A 23,169-nucleotide genomic window follows, 5' to 3' on the forward strand; every position below is an offset into this window, starting at 1 on the left:
AAAAATGTCCACAGTTGATGTGAAACCTCCATTATTATTAACGGCTTTGACCGTTCTTACCGGCTTGGCCGTTATTTCCTTTGTTCCCTGGCTTTGGCTGCAGTTGTGCCTTCAATCTTTGCTGTTTATTGTTTTAAGCGGATTCTGCATTCGCTATTTTCAGCGATACGCAGTGGTTGATGAGAACGACGACTTTGTTGCCGGTGACACCGACCACCTTGCTGAAAACTCAGGAAAGAACGCCATTGCGACGGCTGAGCTCAGTTTTGCAATTACTCGTTTTAAAACGGTATTAGCAGACATTGTAGAGCGCCTGGAAGAAAGCGTTGATAACTCCTCTCGGGTAAGTGAGCGGGCTCAGGGAATCGAAACCTTTTCCTCAGAGGTAGCCGTTGCAGCAGAGCAAACTAAACAAATTAGTCACGAGGGTAGAGAACGAATAAAGCAATTGACGCATGAAATTGATTTAGTCGTATCGGATAGTCAGCAAAGCGCAGAAGCAGTTAGAGGGCTGCAGGAAAAAGCCAGCGATATTCGAAAAGTGACTCAGGTTATTGATAGCATTGCTGAGCAAACCAATTTGCTGGCGCTGAATGCTTCTATTGAATCTGCCCGTGCCGGAGAGCATGGCCGAGGGTTTGCGGTGGTTGCCGATGAGGTAAGAACATTGGCAGGGCGCACGTCGGATGCAACCGTAGAAGTAAGTCAGCTGGTCGAAGCGATTCACAGTGAAACGACTGCCGCGGTAAAAAACATTGAGCATTTGTCAACGCGTATCGAACAGCAGTCAAAGACCACCGCCGGTATTGTCGAGCAGTTGGCCAGTATTGTGGAACAGGCAGAAACGGTTGAGCAACAGTTGCAAAAAATCACCGCATTAATGGGAGAAAACGCAGAAGATCTCTCCCGTAATGGCGAGCTATTGCATTCCGTTAATTCAGACTTATCTGAACAGTATCAGCAGCTGGATGGTGTTAGTGGCCAGGCGGAGCAGTTGGAAATGCAGTCGGAACAGTTATTTGCGCATTTGGTAGAGAATGATGCCGACGCCGAGCACCGCGTAATTTATAAAGCTGCAACTGACGCAGCACAGCAAATTAAACAGCGCCTGGAACAAGCACTTGAACAGAGGGAGTTGTCCTCAGCCGAACTGTTTTCGCAAGATTATGAACCGGTGCCGGGGACGGACCCGGTAAAATACAAGACAGCTTATACGGAGTTTTTTGACAGCGTATTGCCTGCTATTCAGGAGCCTGTTTTAAAACGACATGAACACATTATTTATGCCATTACCACAGACCCCAAAGGGTACGTTGCCCGGCACAATGACGCATTTAATAAGCCATTGACGGGCGATCCACGAAAGGATTTCGTCGGTAATCGTTCTCGGCGCTTATTTAATGATAAAACAGGCGCTCGTTGCGGTGCTCACACGCAGACGTTATTGTTACAGACCTATAAACGCGATACGGGTGAAGTCATGCATGATTTGTCTGTGCCTATTTATGTTAACGGAAAACATTGGGGCGGCTTCCGTATCGGCTATAAACCTCTTTAACTAACAAGTAGGTAAGTGAGTTGAATGTCACACGATACCATTGCGATGAATAAAGAACGCCAGGATTTGAGTGGCCTTGAAGCGGTTTGGCTGTTCGGTTATGGCTCGCTTATTTATAAAGTGGATTTTCCCTATCTGGATCGCGCTCCAGCTTCCATCGAAGGGTGGTCGAGACGTTTTTGGCAGGGGTCGCATGACCATCGTGGTACACCGGACGCACCTGGAAGGGTTTTGACGTTAATTGAAACGCCAGGGGAAACTTGCACGGGCATGGCGTATAAAGTTTCTCCAGACGTTTTTGAACATTTAGACCACCGCGAGAAAAATGGTTACTTGCGGTTCTCAACAGCAATGACATTTAATGACGGCTCTCAGCAGGAAGGCCTGGTTTATATTGCAACAGAGGACAATGAGGCCTTCCTTGGTGCCGCTCCTGAAGCGGCAATAGCCAAACACATAGCCGGTGCTTCGGGTCCCAGTGGTCCAAACACGGAGTATCTGGTTAAACTGCAACTGGCGTTACAGGAATTGGGCGTTAACGACCCTCATATTACTCAGATCTATGAAGCACTCGTTGATGATTAAGTTAGTCGGAAACAAAAACGGCATCGGCAGTCTGAGGTAGTTTATAAAACTGCCCTTGCCAATAATGGCATCCAAACTCTTTAAGCTTATCAAATTGAGCTTGGTTTTCTACGCCAACCGCCTGTACTTCTAACCCTAACTCCGAGGTCATCCGAATAAGAGCTTTAACTAAAGTTCGAGAACGCTCATTGGTATCGAGATCGCGGATAAATTCACGTTCAATTTTAATTTTACTGACCGCCATGGTTTTTAAGTGCAACATGCTGGCAATGCCTTTACCAAAACGGTCAATGACTAAGGTGATACCTAATTCATGCAGTTGTTTAATAATATCCAGAGTATCGGGCAGTGGCTCATTTAAACTACTTTCGCTGAGATCAAACTCAATTTTAGTAACCAGTTCAGGTTTTTCTTTCATTAACCGGCTCATGGTTTGATAAAGCCTCTGTGATATTTGTTCGGTCGCTAAATTAATGGCTATTTTGCCGGGTGCTATAGCCTTTTTCTGCCATTGCTCAAATTGTGCCACGACATTTTCAATGACCCAGATACCAAGAGTGTCAAGCATACCGTTGGCATCGAATTGTGGTAAAAACTGGACTGGCTGCAAAGTGCCTAGGTCGGGATGTTCCCAGCGCAATAACGCCTCAACTCCGATAACTTTTTTGTCCATGTTCAGTACTGGCTGGTAAACCAATTGTATTTGCTCAGTCTGGAGGACACTGCGCACATCTTCTTCGAATTGAACGTCATCGTAAGAGCGCTTTTCAAGCTCTTGTTTAAAGTAGGTTTGATTACCGCTGTGCTGGTCCTTAGCCGAATTCATTGCTAAATTAGCTTGTGCTATGAGCTTGCCGGCATCGTGCCCGTCTAAAGGGTAAACGCTGGCGCCAATGCTTGCGGTTAACTGAACCTGCTGGTCATTACTGCCGAGTACGAAGGAGCGCTCGTAAGCTTTTTGAATCTGCAAAATAATATTTTGGATATCAATATACTCAACGACATGATTCAAAACCACAGCAAACTCATCGCCGCCCAGGTTATATAGCTTAGTGCCAAAGGGCATAATCTCTTTTAGTCGCTGGGTAAGGCGCTGCAGTATTTTATCGCCTATGTGATGACCATATTGGTCGTTGACCTGGTGGAAATGATCAATATTCATAACAACGACAGCGGCTAATCGGTCGCTGGGCAACTCATCCAGTAACCGGGATAAGTCCAAAGTCAGTGAGTTGCCGTTGGGTAACCCGGTTAAGTCGTCGAAAAAAGCTAACTTCTGTAGTTGTCTCTGCTGTTGCTTCATTCGGGTGACATCACTTAAAGTCGCAACATACGCAGCCTGCTCCGAAAGTCCCCGCACCGCCTCCCGAATTGTCAAAATGGCGGAGTATCGCTTTTTCTCCGCGTTGCGGCCAACAATCAGAATATTTTGGTTGTACGGAAAGTGAGTACTAAGATCGTCAAGATCGGTGGTAATTAACAGCTCCTCTAACTTTGAGTTCACACACTGAAACTCGTTTAATCCTGATATCTCGGTGAACGGCGAGTCTACGCTAATGACTCTGTGGTGCTTATCGAGCAAGGCAATGCCGGATAAAACGCCGTGCTCTGAGGTATCGCCCGCACTTCCGTTTGAGTCATCAATATAGTCTGCGGAGATATTTGTCCAGGAGCCCTGAAAACTAAGAGGTCGTTGGCTAGTCCGGCGTAATTCATCTCGTACCCAAACGTAATGACCCTGTTTATGACGAAAGCGATATTCATAAACAAACTGAGTCTCTTCAAGGCCTCGTAAGGCTCTTTTCTTAACCATTTGAACATCGTTAGGGTGAATGTTTTTCAGCCACCAGCCCGGCGCTTTCACTTCGTCCGGCGTATACCCCATAATTCGTTCACAGTTCGGGCTGACCCAATCGACGCGAAAGTCTGATTCAAGCGCTTTGATCTCATAATGGACGGTGGGGCTGTTACCCAGATACTTATGCAATAAGTGACGAGATTTCTTAAGTTTTAAGGCCCAGATACGAGTGTAGAAAAACATTAAGATGACTGAAAATGCAGCAAAAACCCAAGGTTTTGATTGAACTAAGGTCTGTTTAATGTCGGCATTGAGAGACACATGCAGGACTAAGGCATTGACGCCGAGTTCCCAGGCAATAACCGCAATAATGTAGCTAAACGCCAGGATGACTTCCGGGCGTTGTAAAAATGGTCGGCGCCATTTTTTCCGTGCTGTTAACTCGAGTTTATCGTTCATTATCGTATCCGTGCCCAGGGTATATCTGATTTCTTCAATGATTTACTGAGAATCGATCCTTGTAGTTCCTCGCACCCTATTTGTTTTAGTAGCAATAGTTTTGCGCGATCATTAATACCGGTTGCTATGGTGGTTAAACCACGCGCTCTTGCCATTTTGACCATCGACGCGAGTTCTCGTTTTTTATCGCTGTGCGAGGTGGCTTTTTGTACTAACTCTTCTGATAGTTTAACTGCATCGACCGGCAGCACAAAAAGCGACTGTATGGTTGAACGTCCTTCACCAAAGTGGGAGGCAATCACATTGCAGCCCACACTGCGTAATCGCTCAAGGTATCGCTTTGATTTGTCTGGCAGTGACATTAACGCGCGTTCGCTCACTTCGATATTAATATGTCGCGCCGGAAACTTGGTTTCTTGAAGTTCGTGAGCCAAAACATTCAGAACAATGGGGTCAACGATATCATTAATCGTGATATTAATAGAAACGCGGACGGTAACTTTTTGTTTTTGCCATACCTTCAAATCTTTGAAAGTGCGTTGAATCATCCACGAGGTGAACTGCTGAGTGAGCGAAGCCTCTTCAATCATCGGTTTGAACTCAACGAGTTCCATGTTACCGCGTTTGGGATGAACCCATTTGGCTGATATTTCCAGTACCGAAAAATAGCCAGTATTGGTGTTCAGACGCGGTTGGTAGTAAAGCTGAATATCGTTATTTTTCATTGCCTCGTTGAATTGACGAGAGAAAGAGACTTCTTCAATTTGCTCAATAGCGTTGTCACTTTGCTCCAAAAATGAAAATTGCTGCTTTTTCTGAAGCGCATTAAAGGCATGAGCCTGAGCTTCATCAAACACTTTCTGATGATCATCTTTTAGCTGATCTTTTTTGACCCTGAGGACGCCTGCCGCGCTGTCCATTTGGTAAGAAACACCGTCAATCACAATAGGCTGTTCCAAAAAGCTTTCTATTTTTTGCTGCAACTCTTTTGTATTTTCTTCTGCTTCAGCACTAACACCCACTAACTCATTCTTAGACGTTTGCCCAACGTGTATTTGATCGCCCAGTAATTTTTTGAGCTGCACCGCCATTTGCTTAACCAGCTCATTGGCCTTTTCAGTGCCCACTTGTTGTTGAATTTTTTCCATGTTCTGCAGACGAAAGTTAAAAATATCGACGAGGTCGTTCGGCGACCCGTTCTGGTTGTGACCTATTGCTTTTAACTGTTCCAGCAAAGCATCAATATTGGGAAGGCCTGTTCCCTGATACTTACGTTTAGCGTTTTGCTCAGCTTTGTTGAGATCTTTTACCACTCTTGAGATGACACCGGCTATTGTGGCAACTGAGGTGTAGGCGACTAAACGAAGGATCCAGCCTCCAGCGATTTCATTACTACTGATTAATGAATCTGAAAAAGAAAATGGACTGAGTAGTACACCGCACATGATGCCGGCTAAAGCTCCAATACGGGGACCCAGTAGTAGGCCGGTGAAGACTAAAGGGAAGTAGAGTAAGTGTTCATACAGGCTTGGAATGCCGCCTGTCATTTCAATAATTCGAATGAAAGCCGCAATCAGTATTGCCAATACGAATCCGATAAACACCTGTTTTTCGGCGTTCATCTCCGTAAAGTTAATTAAACTTTCTTTGCACCACGTGGCAAAGCTGTATTGATCATCTAATTTGGGCATTTATTCTTAACAGTTGTGATAAATTAAACAGTTAGCTACGTTGAGATTGTTATCAATCATAAGGTCTGTCAAGCCTTAACGTAAATAATCATTAACACCAGAGGATTGTTTATGCGCGAATCACTAGAGCGCCGATCGTTTTTACTCACATTGGGTTTTGTCAGTATAGCCTTTGCCTGGGTACTCATCCCGTTTTGGGGCGCTATTTTCTGGGCCTCTGTTGTCGCTGTAATCTTTTTCCCGCTGCAGCAAAAATTAAAAACGAAATTGGGTGATAAACCCAACCGAGCCGCAATAGTGACGCTATTAATCGCACTGATTATTGTGATTATACCGGTGTTAGGGATCTCTTATTCGTTTGTGCAGGAAGGTGTCGGCTTTTATCAGAGGTTGGACTCGGGGAAAATTAACCCGGGCAAAATTTTCGATGAAATCCAGTCGGCTTTTCCTGTTATAAATGACCTGCTTGCTCAGTTTGATATTAAGGCGAGCGATGTAAGAGACAAGATATCGTCATTAGCGATGAACGGCAGTAAGCTGTTAGCAGAGAAGGCGTTAACGATAGGCCAAAATACATTCTCTTTTCTAATGAGCCTGGCCTTAATGATTTATCTGACCTTTTTCCTGCTACGAGATGGGCATCGCCTAATCAACCTGATGGTTCAGGCTTTACCCTTGGGTGATGAACGAGAACATAAGTTATTTAGTAAGTTCGCAGAGGTGACCAGAGCAACAGTCAAAGGCAATTTAGTTGTTGCCGTTGTACAGGGTGCGCTGGGCGGTATTATCTTTGCTTTACTAGGTATTCCGGGCGCTCTGCTCTGGGGTGTGGTGATGGCCTTTTTGTCTCTCATTCCGGCGGTGGGAGCGGCTCTTGTTTGGTTGCCTGTTGCTGTTTACTTATACGCTACGGGCAGTTGGGTATCGGCAACCATACTGGTTACTTATGGTGCGGTAGTGATAGGCCTGGCAGATAATCTGTTGCGGCCACTGTTAGTTGGCCGGGACACCAAACTGCCCGATTACGTGGTGCTGTTTTCGACACTGGGCGGGTTATCGCTATTTGGTATCACCGGATTTGTTTTAGGGCCGCTGGTTGCAGCCCTGTTCATGGTCTTCTGGGATATTTTTAAGACGGAATTTAATTCGGCCCCTTAAAGTTGAGGCCGGAAATAACCGCCAACGCGTCCTTTCGGAGATAACACCCATTGCCACAGCTGGATGTCGCGCGCACGGAACGCGCCGGCACAGGACAGCAGGTAGTATTTCCACATGCGATAAAACTCATCATCAAATTGTGATTTTAGCTCAGGCCACGCGTTGTCGAAGTTCTCAAACCAGGCCATCAGGGTTTTATCGTAGTCCTGACCAAAGTTATGGAAGTCCTCGCACACGAACTTTCCCTCGAGCGCAGTACCTATCTGGGAAATAGAAGGCACTTCACCGTTAGGGAATATGTATTTGCTGATCCAGGGGTCGGCGGCTGTATCGCTTACATTTTTACCTATGGAGTGCAGTAAAAACAAACCGTCCTCTTTGGTGCAACGCAGGGCCACATCCATATAATCGTCATAGTTTTTCTGACCGACGTGTTCGAACATGCCAAGGCTTATGACACGGTCAAACTGTTCATCGAGATCGCGGTAGTCCTGCAGTCGAAACTCAACCGGGAGACCCTTGCAGCGTTCTTTTCCAAGCTCGACCTGCTCTTTTGAGATAGTCACTCCTACGCATTCAACACCGTAATTCTCGGCTGCGTATTGCATGAAGCTACCCCAGCCACAGCCAATATCAAGCACCCGCATGCCGGGTTTGAGACCTAATTTTTTACAGCAAAGCTCAAGTTTATGCCGTTGGGCTTCGTCAATATCTTTTGCCTTTTCCCAGTAGGCGCAGGTGTAGACCATACGTTCATCAAGCATTGACTGATAAAGGTTATTTCCCATGTCGTAATGATGCTCGCCAACTTCCCATGCTTTTGACTTGCTTTGTAAGTTAAATACCCGGCTTTTCAATGAATGAAAGATAAGGCGAGCGGGGTTAATTTCATCCTGAATGCCAGAGCGTAGCAGTTTGAAAAAAAACTGATCGAGCGATTCTGCATCCCACAAACGGGCCATGTAAGATTCACCAAGGCCCAGGTTTCCCCGAGACAAGGCCTGGTCAAATACGGTTTCATCGTGAACTTGTATATCCCAGGCACGATCGCCGTTAATCCGAATATCTGCTTTAGCTAAAAGTTCTTCAACATACTCTCGTGATGTCGACATAGTCGTTCGCCCATTCCGGAAAAATGATGGTATAAAACCGTATCAAGAATGGGCGATACTGGCAATAAAGCGTTCTCTAACCATCCTTTTTAGAGGTAAACTCAGGGTAAGCCTCAACACCGCAGTCGACTTGATCTAAGCCAATATACTCCTGCTCTTTGGTAACGCGGATACCCAGGATTCGCTTCAGTATAGTCCACACAATTAAACTACTGACAAACACCCAACAAAAAATAGTGCCAACGCCTGCCAGTTGTATGAAGAAACTAGCACTGCCATCACTGAGCGGTACCACCAGAGTACCGAAAATGCCCACTACGCCATGTACTGAAATAGCGCCAACCGGGTCATCAATATGCAGTTTATCCAGACCAATAATTGAGAGAATTACAATGAGACCGGCAATAAAGCCAATAATGCCGGCAAGCCATGGCTGCGGGGTGACAGGCTGTGCGGTTATTGCCACCAACCCGGCTAACGCGCCGTTCAGAATCATGGTTAAATCGGCTTTCTTCCAGAGTAGTTTGGTGAATAACAAAGCACCTATGGTGCCGGCTGCTGCCGAGGTATTGGTATTGACCATAGCACGGGCAATGGCATTGGCGTCGTTGACGGAGCTTAATGCCAGTTGCGAACCACCGTTAAAGCCAAACCAACCAAACCAGAGAATGAAAGTGCCCAGTGCTGCGAGGGGCATATTTGAACCCGGTAATGCATTGATACTGCCATCGCTCAGATATTTACCAGAACGAGGGCCCAGTAACAGTACCGCAGCCAGTGCAGCGGAAGCCCCGGTTAAATGAACGATGCTGGAGCCCGCAAAGTCAACAAAGCCCCATTCGGCGATCATGCCGCCGCCCCAGGTCCATAACCCTTGTACTGGATAGATAACAGCACTTAATACCACACAGAATACTAAAAAACTCATGAGTTTCATGCGCTCTGCAACCGCGCCTGACACGATAGACATAGCGGTGGCAACAAACACCATCTGAAAAAAGAAGTTGGCATCCGCAGCGTAAGCGGAAGTAGCTGGCGCCGGGTACATAATGCTGTAGCCAATTGCCAGGTAAGTGATGCAGGCAATGGCGTAAAGTACGATATTTTTAGTCAAAATTTCGGTGGTGTTCTTGCTTCGTACTAAGCCTGCCTCCAACATAGAGAAACCCGCTGCCATCCACATCACCAGGGCCCCGGACATAAGTAAATAAAATGTGTCTAGCGCGAAAGTCAGTTGTTGTGTGTCTTGTATGTCCATCACGGGCTCCTTAAAGGGCGTCTTGATTGGTTTCGCCGGTGCGTATACGAACGCATTGCTCCAGCGGCATAACGAATATTTTTCCGTCTCCGATATTGCCGGTATGAGCGGCAGCAATGACCACCTCAAGCGCGCGTTCAACGCTATCGTCGGGAACCGCCAGCTCAATTTTCATTTTGGGTAGAAAGTCCACTTGGTACTCGGCGCCTCGGTAAAGTTCTGTATGGCCTTTTTGTCGTCCGACCCCCCGCACTTCAGTCACTGTCAGGCCCTTACAGCCAATTTCAAACAGCGCTTGTTTTACATCTTCCAGTTTGAACGGTTTGATAAGAGCAATGAGCATTTTCATGGTGCTTTCCTTATTAAAGTCGTGTTAAGCAACCACTTACTTCACGAAACGTGCCAATATATAAGTGTTTGATATTAAAGTGTAATTTTTGTCGGAGTGACAGTGCTGCACAAAAAATGTGCGCAACCGCTGTGCATTGCACCAAAAGTGCTATTGAACCGAAACGATGCAAAGGGGATACTATTTACCTACAGTAGCGAATGATTAAAGGTGCAGTAGCATGAGAGTTGGCGCGCGGCAGAGCGATCTTATCGGACAGACGGATTTACTGCGGATACCTTCGCTGTCTGACTTGACCGGATGCGATATTTTTCTTAAGTGTGAGTTTCAGAATCCGGGCGGCTCGATAAAAGATCGTGCGGCGAAGCAGTTAATCGATGACGCTATGGAGCGCGGTGAATTAAAGCCTGGCATGACGGTGGTCGAGGGCACAGCCGGTAACACCGGTATTGGCCTCGCAGTGGTGGCAAAGTCATACGGACTACGTATGTTAGCGGTCATGCCAAACGACCAGACGCCAGAAAAAGAGCGGATGATTCGGTTGCATGGTGGTGAGCTAATGGCCGTTGATCCGGTTCCCTTTAAGAATGAAAACCACTTTTACCATACGGCGCGCCGTTTAGCCGAAGAGCGCGACGACTGTTGGTGGGCTAACCAGTTTGAAAACACGAGCAATGCGCGTGCGCATTACCTGCATACGGGTCCTGAAATATGGGAACAAACGGCGGGTAAAGTTGATGTTCTGGTGTCTGTTGCCGGTACCGGCGGCACTATTGGCGGCAACTCCCGTTTTTTAAAAGAACAGAATCCGAACTTGGATGTTTGGGTGGTAGATCCCGACGGCTCTGGTATTTATGAGTTTCTGCGCAGCGGTGAATATGTGTCGAATGGCGGCTCTATGACCGAAGGCATTGGTATCATGCGGTTAGTGGATAACTTCCGTCAGGCACGTATCGATCACGCGGTTAATCTGCCCGATCAAGATTTAGTGACCTTATCCCGTTACGTGCGAGACAAAGACGGTATTGTTTTGGGTAGCAGTTCAGCGTTAAACGTTGCTGGCGCACTGGCTGCTGCTGTACGAAAAGGGCCGGGGCAACGCATTGTGACGTTTTCTTGTGACTTAGGCGAACGTTCCGCCAGTAAGCTGTATAACCCGGAATACTTGCGGGGGCGCGGGTTAAAATCCGAACCTGAACCTATTGAGGCACTATTGAAGCGTTATCGTGAGCTTGGCGATAAAGTACTTGAGGTTAACTGGAATAATGATTAAGCCGACTTTTGGTGTCTTGCTTTTACTGATAACAACGACCGCTGTGAAAGCGCAGGAAACTCTGCCGGAAGCTCCATTAGACGATCTCAAAGTACCCCAATTTCTGGATATTGCTCATCGTGGCGCCTCCGGTTATCTGCCAGAGCATACGCAGGCCAGCACGGTTATGGCCCATGGCCTGGGCGCGGATTATATTGAACAGGACGTGCAGCTGAGCCGCGATGGCGTTCCGATTGTCTTGCACGATGAAACCCTGGGCCATGTCACCAATGTTTCTGAAGTATTTCCGGAAAAGCACCGACCGGATGGAAAATATTATGTTGTTGATTTTTCTCTGGAAGAATTAAAGCAGTTAACGGTGGTTGCACGGCATAAAGACTATGAATTGGTTTACCCTAAACGGTTCTCGCACCCGGATATACGCTTTCCAATACAAACGCTTGATGAACAAATTAAATTGATTCAGGAATTGAACCGAGTCAGGAATGTCTCGACGGGTATTTATGTTGAGCTGAAATCTCCGCGTTGGTATCAGCAACAAGGCTACGATGTCACTGCAGCGGTTATGTCGGTGCTGGCAAAAAATGGGTATCAGGACAGACGTCCAACACCGGTTTACTTGCAATCCTTTGACCCTGAAGTGTTACGACGTTTGAAGCGAGAGTTTAATTGGGATTTTCCGTTAATTCAGTTGGTGGGTGATAATGAGTGGGGCACCACCGATATTGATTACAGTACCATGCGCACGGCAGCGGGGCTGGAGTCAGTAAAAAGCTACGCTGAAGGCGTTGGCTTGTGGCTAAACCATGTGCTGACCGGAGTGACTGAAAACGGCGAACCCGAATGGAGCAGTGTCATTAAGTCAGCAGAAGAAAAAGAATTGAGCGTTCACGTGTATACCTTGCGTGCCGACGATTTACCCAAAGGCGTGAAGTCTCACGCTCAACTACGACAGTGGTTGAAGCAGGCGGGTGTCGACGGTGTTTTTACTGACTTTCCGGATAAAAAGTAAGGCGCATTTTAAAACCGTCGCTGCCATCATCGTAATAGTCGGGCAACAGGTCAACGGTTTCGAAGCCACAATTCTGATACCAGTGAATAGCGGCTTTGTTGTCGCTTTTGACTTCCAGAGACAACCCTTTAGCGGCGTGACGTTTTGCGGTATCGAGAATTTCATTCATGAGCAAATTACCGACTCCCAACCCTCGAAAGTTGAGTGCAACAGCAATGGAATAAAGGCGCCATAGGTTGCTATTGCGCCGGGTAAAAGCAATGGCATACCCGGCCAACTCCTTGCCTGCGCGCACAACCCAACAAAAGTTATGTTGGGATTCAATGACCTGCTTAAAACTACGACGGCTAATACAGCTGTAATTAAAGGTTGCCCGCTCAAGTGCAACGAGCTGAGCCAGGTCGCTTAGCTGCGCCCGCTCAACCCGGAAATTAGTATTCATCCAGACGTCGCCCAAAGTCCGCCATGATTAACCGGTAAAGTTCATAGCCTAAATGTTTGTCTTCAACACCAGACTCAATCGACGGGTTGTCATTAATTTCAATGACCACCGGGCCTTGTGGGGTTTGCTTAATATCCACACCGTAGAGACCGTCACCAATTAAACGGGTGGCCTGCAATGCCAGCCGAACCACGTCTTTAGGAGCCTGGTGCACGCCTAAGGTGCTAAATGAGCCACTCTTACCACGAGAGGACGACTCACTGTGGTTGTATATCTGCCAATGGTTACGCGCCATAAAATACTGACAAGCGTATATTGGTCGGTTGTTCAGCACGCCCACGCGCCAGTCGTAGTCGGTTCTCATGTACTCTTGAGCCAGCAATATAGTGGACTGTTTAAACAGCTCTTCTGCCACCTTTTTAAACTGAGCCAGATCCTCTGCTTTTTCCACACCAATTGAAAATGAGCCGTCAGGTATTTTTAGAACCACCGGGTAACCGAGACGTTCGCCAATGGCTTCATAATCGATATCGGACTGGCTTAGTAGAAGCTCGGTTTTTGGTGTCGCGACTTTATGCTTATCCAGTAACTCTTTTAAGAACACTTTATTCGCACACTTAACAATGGAATCCGGGTGATCAATAACCACCATACCGTTGGCCTCGGCCTTCTTGGCAAAGTGGTAGGTATAGTGGTTAATACGGGTGGTTTCCCGAATGAACAGCGCATCAAACTCCAATAAGCGGTTGAAGTCATTGGCGGTAATAAGCTCTGCTTCAATATCGGCTTCTTTAGCTGCCTTGATAAACTGCGCTAACGCTTTTTTGTCACTGGTTGGAATGGCTTCGTCCGGGTTATATAAAATAGCCAGGTCAAAACGGTATTCTTTACGGGTACGGGCCTTGCGCCATACGCGCTTGCTAAAATGGTCCAGCGAATTACCAAAAAAGCTTTGTTGCTCGTCAGATAACTGGTTCAGTGCCCCAGAAGTGAGCTTATTAATATGCCAGCGACCATTAAATTCCAACTCCACTTTTAAAATGGGGCATGGATAGCGCTCAAAAATTTGGCGCGCAAAAGACGCTAACTCAGGTTGTTCACACAAACCAAAGCAAATCAGTAATGACAACGACTTTTGGTCGTGGTTTTGTAAGTACTTCGTCAGTGATCGGTCAGCGGTATTGATCAGTAACTGATAATGAGAAAAATTGGTCAGGTCGTTAATGGTTGCAACCGATGGCATGACCCGCTGTCCCCGTGCCTCTGCTAACAAACTGACGTAGTAACCGGTAGACAGGTAAGATAAGTCATTACATAAATTTAAGACGTGATAACGACTCTGCAAGTGCGCTGATTGTAAGTATTCACTTGCGGTGAGTAAGCTTTGACTGGGGTAATAAGGCTGCCAGTCGGCGGCGTTATCTATGATAAGGTGAACGTGTTGTTGCATGTCGTAAGATACTCAAAAGTCGCTAAAAAATAGGTAAGTTATTTGCGTAATAAATGCAACTGACACTATATTAGAAAGACAACGGATAACAAGCAAATTTGCTGTTTTATCTTTTTCAAAGGAGTCAGGTGAATGCTGACAATTCTGGCAAAGCTGTTGAAAGCTTTGAATTCTGAAACAAGCGCCTGGGCATTAGCGTTAGCCATAGTGTTGGGGATGTTTATGGGGATAACCCCACTATGGCGAATTCATAACCTCATCATTTTATTGGCTGCGTTAATATTCCGCGTCAATCTCAGTCTATTTATTGTGTCTTTTGCTATTTTCTCAGGGATTGCCTATTTACTGGACCCCTGGTTCCACAGTATTGGATTGAGTCTATTGCAAGCCTCAAGCTGGCAGGGCATTTATGAAGCTGTTTACGCCACCGCATTAGGGCGTCTGTCCATGTTTAACCACACCATTACGCTGGGGAGCTTTGTGGTCGCTTTGATTGCTGCACCGATATTGGCTGCTGTGAGCTATTGGGTGGTCGTTAATTATCGTAAACGGATTCAGGCGAAAATAATGAAGTTTCGTCTGGTGCAAGTAATTCGTGGTAGCCGCTTCTGGCAAATCTATATGGACTTGAGGGGGTGAGTATGAAACGCAGTATCATTCGCTGGCCGGGACTGGCCGTTTTTGCCGGATTCGTATTATTGTTGATTGCCATCTCCTGGTTGTTTCTGGACGCTATTATTAAGGTCACACTCGAGCACACTTTGGGCAGACTGAACGGCGCAGAAGTGAATATTGAGCAGGTAGAGCACAGTTGGGTTCCGCTGTCGTTGTCTTTGACCGGAGTGCAAGTGACCAATCCCGATGCTCCGGAATACAATCGGGTGCAGGTTGCTGAGGCGTCGGCCGACATCAGTCCGACCGAAATTGTACTGGGCCGTATGCTAATAGAAGATTTAACGATGACGGGTATACGTGTTGACCAGCCGCGCGAAAGTGAAGGTGAAGTCTATGTACTGCCTGACGAAGAGGACATGAAAGGTTGGGCGAGTCAGTCGTGGGATACACTCAGTACATCGCTGCCCTCTACCGATGAAATTGTAAGCCAGGTTGATTTGCGCACTGAAAAGGTGATTGAAGATGCGAAAACGGCTTACGAGCAGCAAAAACAAAATGTAAAAGCGGCTCAGGCAGCTCTGCCAAGTGAAGAAGCCATTAAGGAATATGAGCAAAAAATTAAGCAAATTACTGAAGGTAAAATGGAAGGTTTGGGTGATCTTGCGGCAAGGAAGAAAGCGCTGGATGACTTAAAGGAATCGATTAAAGCGGATAAAGAAGCTGTTAGTAATTTCAGAAAAGAAATAACACAAGCAAAAGACGTTGTGCAGCAGCAAATAACCGAGCTTAAAAATGCACCGGGAAATGATATTGACCGGATAAAGTCGTTTTTCAGTATGGACGGGCAAGGCTTACAAAACGTGACCGGGTTGTTGTTTGGCAATAAAGCCAAAGAATGGAGCCAGTATCTGCTCTTAGCTTATGAGCAGCTGGGACCCATGTTGGCACGTTCCGATAATTCAGCAACGGTAAAACCGGTTAGGGGCGAAGGGCAGACAATTTCATTTGCCGATGAAAATGCGCCACCGGAGTTTCTAATTGAGAAAGCTCGTACTGAGTTTATGATTGCCGGGACCGTCATCGATGTAAACTGGCAGAACATCACACACCAACACAACTTGTTGGGGCAACCGACAACCTATCAAGCGAGAGCTGACAATAGTGAGCTTTGGAGTTCCTTTAATCTGAATGGCGAATTGTCGCTGACCGATCTGGGCATTGATGCGAAGCAACAGTGGCAACTAAAAGATGCGAAGTTGGAAAACATGGGCTTGAGTGAAAGTGATGAGCTGAGTGTCCGTATTCTGTCGTCGTTACTGGATAGCAGCGGAACTGTTTTGGTTCGTGAAAACAAGCTGGATGGCAAAGCGATGATACGGATGCTAAGCCTGGATCTGGCGGCAGACGGCAGCAGTAAAATAACCTCAGCGATAGCCGCTGCTTTAAAACAGTTAGAACGGTTGGATATTACGACGAATATTGGCGGTGATATTCAAAGCCCGTCTTTGAGCTTTGAGTCTGACCTTGATAACCAGCTGAGCAATCTACTGACACAAACGGCTATGTCAGAGGCGGACGAAAAACTGTCTGAGATAAGAGCTGACTTGACCGCTAAAGTTTCTGGCCAATTAGAGGGGCAACAGGGTTTACTGAAAAACCTGACTCAATGGGACAGCGAATCAGGCAAGAAAAGTGAGCAACTTGAAGAGCTGTTAAAGTCGAAAGTTGAAGACAGTTTGAAAGATAAACTTAAGGGCCGCCTGTTCGGCGACTCTTAAGTTTTTGCGGAGGTTACTCAGTGGCTAAAAACTCACTGAGTAACTTAGCTTTTTGTTGAATAGAGAATAAGCCATTTAAGTGGCCCCAGGGACCATCAATTTCTTCGTACTGAACGTCTTTTCCCATTTCTTTCAATTGGCCTGCGGTTTTTTCGGCCAGGTAAGGCATTAATAATAAATCGTTACTGGATGGAAGAAATAACGTTTTAGCCGAAATGTTCTTAAGCCCTTGTTTTAGCGTTTCCTGATGACCCGCCACAAACAACTGATTTGCCCTGACTAAATAAAGAATATGATTGGCGTCAGCGAGCGGCGCGCGTGCGCGGCTCGCTCCGTATAACCATTCCACAGCAGGAAGCTCATTCGTGACGGACTCAAGCGCTTTTTCAGGCAAGGTTTCCTGTTGAGGTGCGACCTGATTAATATAGGTTGGGTGCATTGCACCTTGAGTGATCATTGCCTGTGCCATGGTCACGCCTTCTAAAGGGGCTTTACTGTCGTAGTAGTCCCCACCATTCCAGTTCGGATCCAGACGAATGGCTCGTGCCCAGTGCTCCAGCCCCATAATAGTCCAGGCATCTAAAGAGCCAGCACCAATAACGGATACCATGCGTTCAACCCAGTCAGGATAAGCGGCGGCCCATTCAATGGCCTGCAGTGAGCCCATGGATGCGCCGACAACGGCATGCAATTGACGAACCCCCAAGTCTTCTAGCAGCGCCTTCTGCACGTTAACAAAATCTCGAATGGTCACGATAGGAAAGTCGAGTCCATAAGGTTGTCCTGTCGCCGGATTGATACTGGCGGGGCCTGTGGTGATAACACTGGGAAGGTTTGGATAGGCGTTCACGAGTGAATCCACACTAATCACATAGTACTTATTGGTATCGATAGCCTTACCCGGGCCAATAATGGCATCCCAGTAGCCAGCTTGTTTGTCGTCTTCGCTGTATTTTCCGGCAGCGTGACTGTTCCCTGAGAAAAAATGCGTGATTAGAATGACATTGTCTTTTGCTTCATTGAGCGTGCCATAAGCTTCCCAACCCACTTTGACGTCTTTTATGGTTTCTCCGCCGTGTGTTGTGTAGCTGTCCATAGTGAAACTGCGTTTTTCTACCCATTGTTCAGCATTTATCGGTAAGCTGATGATCAGCACTGTCACGCTGATAACAATTGTCCATAGTCGGGTCATGACTGATTCTCCTGTAAGTGGTTCTGATAGTGTTGACGCAACGTCTTTTTCAATAGTTTGCCGGTCCCTGTGTGCGGAAGTTCAGTAACAAAGAGAATGTCATCCGGCATCCACCAGCGTGCGATTTTTCCGTCTAAAAAGCGTTTGATGTCTTCTTTCGACAGGTTTTGACCTTTGTTTAAAACCACCAACAGTAGCGGGCGTTCGTCCCATTTTGGGTGTTTTACTCCAATAACACAGGACTCATTCACTGCCTCATGTTGGCTGACGATATTTTCTATATCCAGTGAGCTTATCCACTCACCCCCACTTTTAATGACGTCTTTTTTGCGATCGACTACCTTCATAAAGCCTTCTGGCTCAATAACCGCAATGTCTCCTGTGGCTAACCAGCCATCGGGGAAGCTGCTTAAGTCGTCATTGCGAAAATACTGTGAAGCAATCCAGTGTCCTCGAACTTGCAGCTCGCCACGAGCTTCTCCGTCATTGGGTAGCGGTTTATTGTCTGCATCGACAATACGGTGCTCTATACCGAATACCGGTCGGCCTGCGGTTGTTTGCAAGCGGTACTGCTCTTCTTTGGGGCGACTAATAATATCTGGCTGCGGCGGTAAAGAGTGAACCAAAGGTCCTGTCTCTGTCATGCCCCAAATAGGTTGCCAGTAAACACCATAATACTGGTCGTAGGTTTTGACCAAACCTGCGGGGGAAGCCGCGCCGCCAACACACACGCGCTTTAGTGAAGGAACGCTGAGATTATTTTCACTCAAGTAATTGTGGAGGGTTAGCCAAATGGTTGGTACCCCTAAGCCCACAGTGACATGCTCGTCGCGAATCATCGTTGCCATGGCCTCGCCAGAGGTGCCGTCGCCGGTAAAAACCAACTTGCAGCCGGATAATGGACCCGCGTAAGGTGCGCCCCAGGCCGCCACGTGATACATGGTGACCATGGGCATCAATACGGTATCACTGCGCAGATCCAGCATGTCGGCACTGATGGTGGCCTGTGCGTGCAGAACCATTGCCCGATGCGAACTCAGTACGCCTTTCGGGTTACCTGTTGTGCCTGAGGTGTAGCAAAGTAAGGCGGCGCTGTCTTCGTCAACATCAGGCCAGTCAAAGTCGCTGGCCTCGCTTGCCAGAAGGTCTTCGTAGCAAAGCGCGTTGCTCAAGCGAGTTTTTGGCATATGGGCTCTGTCGGTCATAATGACAAACCCTGTCACCCCGGACAGTTCAGCTTCTATCGACTCGAGTAATTCAACAAAGCTCAAGTCGACAAAGACCCAGCCACTTTCTGCATGATCCAGGATCCACGCAATTTGTTCACCGAACAAGCGTGGATTTACGGTATGCATGATGGCTCCACTGCCGCTTACCGCATAATAAAGCTCCATATGGCGGTAGGTATTCCAGGCGAGACTAGCGACTCGCTCACCTTGTTTTACACCGAGCTTCTCAAGTGCATGGGCTAACTGCCCGCTTCGTTTCCAGCAGTCGGCATAGCTGTAACGATGGATATCCCCTTCCAGCCGGCGGGTTACAATCTCCTGACGCGGATGGCGATTCGCTGCAAATTTTAACAAGTCGATAATTTGCAGCGGTCGTTTCATCATATTTCCTAACATGGTCAAATCCCCTTACGACCGGGTTACAGCATGAACAGGCTGATAGCCACGGCCAGACCCATTAAAGGCACGACCACGGTAACCGCCGCAACAGCCCAGTAAGCGGCGCTGTGAGTTTCGTTACAAATAGCCCGGATAGTGGTTACCACGTAACCGTTATGCGGCAATGAATCGAGTGCACCGGAAGAAATAGATACAATACGGTGGAGTTGTTCTGGGTTAACCCCCGCAGCCAGATAATGCGGGCCTACTTCCGGTAAAGCGATTGCCTGTCCACCCGATGCTGAGCCGGTTAAACCTGCAATGACACTGACTGCGACAGCCGCGCCCACCAGCTCATTGCCCGGCAGACTGGTCATGGCATTCACTGCGGTATCAAACGCTGGCGTTATTTTGGCTATACTGCCAAAACCGACCACCGCGGCAGTATTACCAATGGCCACTAACGCCCCGGTGGTGGCTTCGTGAATGGCGGTCTGCGGCTTATGGAAGTGTTTGAAGTTAATCACGGCTATGGCTATTACGCCGCCAAGCAATGCAACAATAAGTGCATTTTGTTGCAAGATATCATGGAAGGTAAAAGACAAACCCAGTACAACAAATAACGGGATCAGGCCGCTAATAGGAGAGGGCAGTTCACGTTCCAGCAGTATGGGATCGCCTTCACGCGCTTCAAAGCGCTCGCCATTTGCAACCGCCCGGTTGATGATCTTTTTTAGCCACCAATAGCCAAAGGTAGCCATTAATACGGCGACCACCAGACTGACTTCCCAGGCCGCGTAAGGCGAAGTTCCAAGGTATTTCACCGGTATCCAGTTTTGAATCTCTGGTGAGCCTGCCGATGTCATGGTAAACGTTACCGACCCAAAAGCCAGCGCTGCCGGAATAAAGCGACGGGGTAAATCGGCGTCTTTAAATAAACTTAACGCCATGGGATAAACTGAGAAGGCAACAACGAACACGCTGACGCCGCCATAAGTCAGAATGGCACAAGCTAATACAACGGCTAAAACGGCTTGTTTGCGGCCCAGCTTCTTAATGATCCAACTGGCAACACTGTCGGCAGCACCGGTGTCTTCCATAAACTTACCGAACAAAGAACCCAGTAAGAACATAAAAAACCAGGATGCGACAAAGCCAGCAAAGCCATTCATATAGGCACTGACAAAGTTCACGTCACCCGTGAGTAATGGAATACCGCTGCATAAAGCAACAATCACCGCGCACAGAGGAGCACCGATAAACAGGTTCATCCCCTTTAAAGTGAGTATGATAAGCAGCACAAGACCACCAATCAGACCAATCATACTTAACATGAGATACCTCGCAACGAAAAGAAAACGGACCATGCTCTGAATCGCTGCATGGATTTATTGTGCGTGATAAAGGGATTTGCCCCTATAGTACTATGGTACAGATCACAATCTTAACAATTTGCGCTAGTTTAGTAAGCAACCATGACTCTGAACCGTTCAATAGCTGTAAACGGAAATAACAAATACAACGACATTATCTGTCAGGGGAACAACAATGAAACAACCCAAATTTCAGAAATCACTGATTGCAGCGGCGGTAGCGACTTTATTGAGTAGTTCTGTGGCTATAGCGCAGCAAAACGAAAACATCGAGACTGATGAATCAGCTAAAGAAGATAAAGCTAAATTAGAACGTATCGAAGTGACAGCTCGCCGTACCACTGAAAGCTTGCAGGAAGTACCCGTTGCGGTGTCAGCCTTTGGTGAAGAAGAGCTGGCCAGAGATGGTATTGAGGATATCACCGAGCTGCAATACAAAATGCCTAATACGACCTTCCAGGTTAGTCGCGGTACTAACTCTACGTTAACAGCCTATATTCGAGGCGTGGGCCAGCAGGATCCGTTATGGGGGTTTGAACCCGGTGTCGGTATTTATATTGACGATGTTTATGTGGCACGTCCACAAGGCGCGGTTTTGGAAGTACTTGACGTGCAGCGGGTCGAAGTGCTGCGTGGGCCGCAGGGAACGCTTTATGGTAAGAACACCATCGGTGGTGCCATGAAGTATGTGACTCGGGAGTTGACGGGTTACAACGAATTTGAAGTGAAAGGCACCGTTGGGACATACAACCAGCGAGACCTAAAAATATCAGGTCAAACCGCTTTAACTGATAATTTTTACGTAGGTGGCGCGTTTGCGACATTAAATCGCGACGGCTTTGGCGAGTTTGTTAACACCGGTGACGAAAACTACAACAAAGAATTAATGACTGGCCGCTTTAATGCTAAATGGCTTGTTAATAAAGATATCAACGTTAAATTTGCAGCTGACTGGACAAAGGATGACTCAAACGCCCGTGGTGGTCATCGTGAGCAAGAATCCCTGCTAAGCGATATGCCGCGTTTGACCGATGTCTATGATGCTTATACAGCCATGCCTACCTGGAACGAAGTTGAAAACGAAGGGTATTCAATGACTGTTGACTGGGCGATTAATAATGACTGGATGTTTAAGTCTATCACCGCCTATCGGGAAGGTTACACAAACACCAACATTGACTTTGACTCTACGGTGAATCCAGTGCTGCTGGTTCCGGCTATTTACGATGATAATCAAACAACTCAGGAGTTCCAGTTTAAGTACAGGGATGACCGTTTAGATTTCGTTGGTGGTTTATATTTTTACGAGGGTGAAGCCTGCGGTGAGTTTGGAACAGTTCTGGGGTTACTTAATCTTTCCATCGATACCGGTGGCTGTGTTGATACCTCAAGTGAAGCTGTCTTTGGACAAGCGACTTATCAATTGGATGACCAATGGTCTGTTACATTAGGCGGTCGTTACACTCGCGACGACAAGACCGCGAATGTCTATCGCTACACTTATGCTGGGGTCAAGTTCCTTGACCGAGGCGACTATTCAATGGATCCGATTGTCGTCAACTCAGATTTCACCACTCAGGCTGACTGGAGTAAATTTAGTCCCCATGCAAGTGTCAGTTTTCAATTAGATCCTGCGGTTATGATGTATGCCAGCTACAGCAACGGCTTTAAATCGGGCGGTATTGATATGCGCGCCGACGTATCGTTAAACCCTGACGCTGATAATCCATACGACCCTGAAACCGTTGATACAGTTGAATTTGGTGTTAAAAGTGAATTACTCGATGGTCGTATGCGCTTAAATGCAGCGACTTTCTATTCCGACTACCAGGACATGCAGGTTACTGTACAGCGTGCGATTGAGGGCGGCGGTGTTGCTTCCCAAGTGCTCAATGCTGCAGACTCGACTGTCAAAGGCTTTGAAGTTGAATCGACCTTTGCGGCAACATCGACACTAAACTTCACCGGTTCACTGGGTTATATCGATGCCGAGTTTGATTCTGTTGCCTTCTTTAACCCGGAAACGCAGCAAGTAGAAGATGTGTCTGAGCTATGGTCATTCCAGAACACTCCTAAAGTAACGGCCAATGTCGGTTTCACTCAGGAATTTGCATTAGAGAGTGGTTCGTTAATCTGGTCAGCTAATATCGCGTACCGCGATGACACGCAAATTTTTGAAGTACCTTCACCACTGGATGAAGAAGCTTATAGCCTAACGAATACAAGCGTAGTTTGGTATTCAAACTCTGGTCAATGGACTGTTGGTTTACATGCCAAAAATGTGTTCGATGAAGAATACCGGGTTTCAGGTTATAACTTTGGTTCGACATTCGGTGAAAATATTGTCACTGGCTACTACGGTGATCCGCGTACTGTATCTCTGTCGGTCGCTTATCGTTTTTAGCACTTATCCGCCAGCATTACTGATTACGCGGTAATGCTGGCTTTTTTCTCCTAAG

Annotated in this window: 18 protein-coding genes; 8 read left to right on the forward strand and 10 right to left on the reverse strand. The window is 47.1% G+C overall.

The window, feature by feature from the left end; genetic code table 11:
- Positions 1 to 4 precede the first annotated feature (4 nt).
- Both RBK99_RS04520 and RBK99_RS04525 read left to right on the forward strand, forming a co-directional pair.
- Positions 5 to 1,558, forward strand: coding sequence for a methyl-accepting chemotaxis protein (locus tag RBK99_RS04520; RefSeq protein ID WP_317503453.1), 1,554 nt, complete (start codon positions 5 to 7; stop codon positions 1,556 to 1,558).
- 24 nt (positions 1,559 to 1,582) lie between these two features.
- Positions 1,583 to 2,143, forward strand: a complete 561-nt coding sequence (locus RBK99_RS04525; RefSeq protein WP_317503454.1) for a gamma-glutamylcyclotransferase — start codon at positions 1,583 to 1,585, stop codon at positions 2,141 to 2,143.
- Between the two features lies 1 nt (position 2,144).
- Here RBK99_RS04525 and RBK99_RS04530 read toward each other — a convergent pair whose 3' ends face one another.
- A complete protein-coding gene (locus tag RBK99_RS04530) occupies positions 2,145 to 4,400 on the reverse strand; it encodes an EAL domain-containing protein (RefSeq protein WP_317503455.1) in 2,256 nt (751 codons plus the stop codon).
- Positions 4,400 to 6,091 (reverse strand): EAL domain-containing protein, encoded by a 1,692-nt coding sequence (locus RBK99_RS04535; RefSeq protein ID WP_317503456.1) that lies wholly within the window; start codon positions 6,089 to 6,091, stop codon positions 4,400 to 4,402. Before RBK99_RS04535 ends, RBK99_RS04530 begins: the two co-directional genes overlap by 1 nt.
- Positions 6,092 to 6,202: 111 nt before the next feature.
- Here RBK99_RS04535 and RBK99_RS04540 point away from each other — a divergent pair, with 111 nt between their 5' ends.
- Positions 6,203 to 7,249: an AI-2E family transporter gene (locus RBK99_RS04540; protein ID WP_317503457.1), complete on the forward strand. Its 1,047-nt coding sequence runs from the start codon at positions 6,203 to 6,205 to the stop codon at positions 7,247 to 7,249.
- Here the strand turns inward: RBK99_RS04540 and cfa are convergent.
- The 3 genes from cfa to RBK99_RS04555 all read right to left on the reverse strand — a co-directional run bounded on the left by cfa (position 7,246) and on the right by RBK99_RS04555 (position 9,968).
- Positions 7,246 to 8,361, reverse strand: coding sequence for a cyclopropane fatty acyl phospholipid synthase (gene cfa, locus RBK99_RS04545; RefSeq protein WP_317503458.1), 1,116 nt, complete (start codon positions 8,359 to 8,361; stop codon positions 7,246 to 7,248). The genes RBK99_RS04540 and cfa overlap by 4 nt on opposite strands.
- 76 nt (positions 8,362 to 8,437) lie before the next feature.
- On the reverse strand, positions 8,438 to 9,619 hold the full coding sequence (locus RBK99_RS04550) for an ammonium transporter (protein WP_317503459.1): 1,182 nt from the start codon (positions 9,617 to 9,619) through the stop codon (positions 8,438 to 8,440).
- 10 nt (positions 9,620 to 9,629) lie between these two features.
- Positions 9,630 to 9,968, reverse strand: coding sequence for a P-II family nitrogen regulator (locus RBK99_RS04555; RefSeq protein ID WP_317503460.1), 339 nt, complete (start codon positions 9,966 to 9,968; stop codon positions 9,630 to 9,632).
- A gap of 220 nt (positions 9,969 to 10,188) precedes the next feature.
- Here RBK99_RS04555 and RBK99_RS04560 point away from each other — a divergent pair, with 220 nt between their 5' ends.
- Together RBK99_RS04560 and glpQ are read left to right on the forward strand one after the other, a co-directional pair.
- Positions 10,189 to 11,241, forward strand: a complete 1,053-nt coding sequence (locus RBK99_RS04560; protein ID WP_317503461.1) for a cysteine synthase A — start codon at positions 10,189 to 10,191, stop codon at positions 11,239 to 11,241.
- Positions 11,234 to 12,253: a glycerophosphodiester phosphodiesterase gene (gene glpQ / locus RBK99_RS04565; protein ID WP_317503462.1), complete on the forward strand. Its 1,020-nt coding sequence runs from the start codon at positions 11,234 to 11,236 to the stop codon at positions 12,251 to 12,253. Before RBK99_RS04560 ends, glpQ begins: the two co-directional genes overlap by 8 nt.
- On the opposite strand, the gene RBK99_RS04570 is transcribed toward glpQ, so the two are convergent.
- Together RBK99_RS04570 and RBK99_RS04575 are read right to left on the reverse strand one after the other, a co-directional pair.
- Positions 12,228 to 12,695 carry a GNAT family N-acetyltransferase gene (locus RBK99_RS04570; RefSeq protein ID WP_317503463.1) on the reverse strand — a complete coding sequence of 156 codons (468 nt, stop codon included), beginning with the start codon at positions 12,693 to 12,695 and terminating at the stop codon, positions 12,228 to 12,230. The two genes, glpQ and RBK99_RS04570, sit on opposite strands and share 26 nt — an antisense overlap.
- Positions 12,685 to 14,145 (reverse strand): RimK family ATP-grasp domain-containing protein, encoded by a 1,461-nt coding sequence (locus RBK99_RS04575; protein ID WP_317503464.1) that lies wholly within the window; start codon positions 14,143 to 14,145, stop codon positions 12,685 to 12,687. Before RBK99_RS04575 ends, RBK99_RS04570 begins: the two co-directional genes overlap by 11 nt.
- 132 nt (positions 14,146 to 14,277) lie before the next feature.
- On the opposite strand from RBK99_RS04575, the gene RBK99_RS04580 reads away from it, so the two are divergent.
- Together RBK99_RS04580 and RBK99_RS04585 are read left to right on the forward strand one after the other, a co-directional pair.
- Entirely contained in the window at positions 14,278 to 14,784 is a 507-nt protein-coding gene (locus RBK99_RS04580) for a DUF2062 domain-containing protein (protein ID WP_317503465.1), read from the forward strand.
- A 2-nt stretch (positions 14,785 to 14,786) separates the two neighbouring features.
- Entirely contained in the window at positions 14,787 to 16,538 is a 1,752-nt protein-coding gene (locus RBK99_RS04585) for a TIGR03545 family protein (protein ID WP_317503466.1), read from the forward strand.
- A gap of 13 nt (positions 16,539 to 16,551) precedes the next feature.
- Here RBK99_RS04585 and RBK99_RS04590 read toward each other — a convergent pair whose 3' ends face one another.
- From RBK99_RS04590 to RBK99_RS04600, 3 genes are read right to left on the reverse strand one after another with little or no spacing between them, the layout of a single operon-like run.
- A complete protein-coding gene (locus RBK99_RS04590; protein ID WP_317503467.1) occupies positions 16,552 to 17,730 on the reverse strand; it encodes an E22 family MetX-like putative esterase in 1,179 nt (392 codons plus the stop codon).
- Positions 17,727 to 19,355: a long-chain fatty acid--CoA ligase gene (locus RBK99_RS04595; protein WP_317503468.1), complete on the reverse strand. Its 1,629-nt coding sequence runs from the start codon at positions 19,353 to 19,355 to the stop codon at positions 17,727 to 17,729. The genes RBK99_RS04590 and RBK99_RS04595 overlap by 4 nt, the downstream gene beginning before the upstream one ends.
- A gap of 23 nt (positions 19,356 to 19,378) precedes the next feature.
- Positions 19,379 to 20,671, reverse strand: a complete 1,293-nt coding sequence (locus tag RBK99_RS04600; protein WP_317503469.1) for a GntP family permease — start codon at positions 20,669 to 20,671, stop codon at positions 19,379 to 19,381.
- 214 nt (positions 20,672 to 20,885) lie between these two features.
- Here RBK99_RS04600 and RBK99_RS04605 point away from each other — a divergent pair, with 214 nt between their 5' ends.
- A complete protein-coding gene (locus RBK99_RS04605; RefSeq protein ID WP_317503470.1) occupies positions 20,886 to 23,114 on the forward strand; it encodes a TonB-dependent receptor in 2,229 nt (742 codons plus the stop codon).
- Positions 23,115 to 23,169: the final 55 nt, after the last annotated feature.

Source organism: Idiomarina solivarensis, from assembly GCF_033052755.1.
Classification (GTDB): Bacteria; Pseudomonadota; Gammaproteobacteria; order Enterobacterales; family Alteromonadaceae; genus Idiomarina.

Coding starts and splice junctions, on each gene's coding strand:
- RBK99_RS04570 (WP_317503463.1), bottom strand. CDS start 12,695: ATGAATACTAATTTCCGGGTTGAGCGGGCGCAGCTAAGCGACCTGGCT.
- RBK99_RS04525 (WP_317503454.1), top strand. CDS start 1,583: ATGTCACACGATACCATTGCGATGAATAAAGAACGCCAGGATTTGAGT.
- RBK99_RS04585 (WP_317503466.1), top strand. CDS start 14,787: ATGAAACGCAGTATCATTCGCTGGCCGGGACTGGCCGTTTTTGCCGGA.
- RBK99_RS04535 (WP_317503456.1), bottom strand. CDS start 6,091: ATGCCCAAATTAGATGATCAATACAGCTTTGCCACGTGGTGCAAAGAA.
- RBK99_RS04595 (WP_317503468.1), bottom strand. CDS start 19,355: ATGTTAGGAAATATGATGAAACGACCGCTGCAAATTATCGACTTGTTA.
- RBK99_RS04580 (WP_317503465.1), top strand. CDS start 14,278: ATGCTGACAATTCTGGCAAAGCTGTTGAAAGCTTTGAATTCTGAAACA.
- RBK99_RS04590 (WP_317503467.1), bottom strand. CDS start 17,730: ATGACCCGACTATGGACAATTGTTATCAGCGTGACAGTGCTGATCATC.
- RBK99_RS04540 (WP_317503457.1), top strand. CDS start 6,203: ATGCGCGAATCACTAGAGCGCCGATCGTTTTTACTCACATTGGGTTTT.
- RBK99_RS04600 (WP_317503469.1), bottom strand. CDS start 20,671: ATGTTAAGTATGATTGGTCTGATTGGTGGTCTTGTGCTGCTTATCATA.
- RBK99_RS04575 (WP_317503464.1), bottom strand. CDS start 14,145: ATGCAACAACACGTTCACCTTATCATAGATAACGCCGCCGACTGGCAG.
- RBK99_RS04520 (WP_317503453.1), top strand. CDS start 5: ATGTCCACAGTTGATGTGAAACCTCCATTATTATTAACGGCTTTGACC.
- glpQ (WP_317503462.1), top strand. CDS start 11,234: ATGATTAAGCCGACTTTTGGTGTCTTGCTTTTACTGATAACAACGACC.
- RBK99_RS04555 (WP_317503460.1), bottom strand. CDS start 9,968: ATGAAAATGCTCATTGCTCTTATCAAACCGTTCAAACTGGAAGATGTA.
- RBK99_RS04530 (WP_317503455.1), bottom strand. CDS start 4,400: ATGAACGATAAACTCGAGTTAACAGCACGGAAAAAATGGCGCCGACCA.
- RBK99_RS04550 (WP_317503459.1), bottom strand. CDS start 9,619: ATGGACATACAAGACACACAACAACTGACTTTCGCGCTAGACACATTT.
- cfa (WP_317503458.1), bottom strand. CDS start 8,361: ATGTCGACATCACGAGAGTATGTTGAAGAACTTTTAGCTAAAGCAGAT.
- RBK99_RS04605 (WP_317503470.1), top strand. CDS start 20,886: ATGAAACAACCCAAATTTCAGAAATCACTGATTGCAGCGGCGGTAGCG.
- RBK99_RS04560 (WP_317503461.1), top strand. CDS start 10,189: ATGAGAGTTGGCGCGCGGCAGAGCGATCTTATCGGACAGACGGATTTA.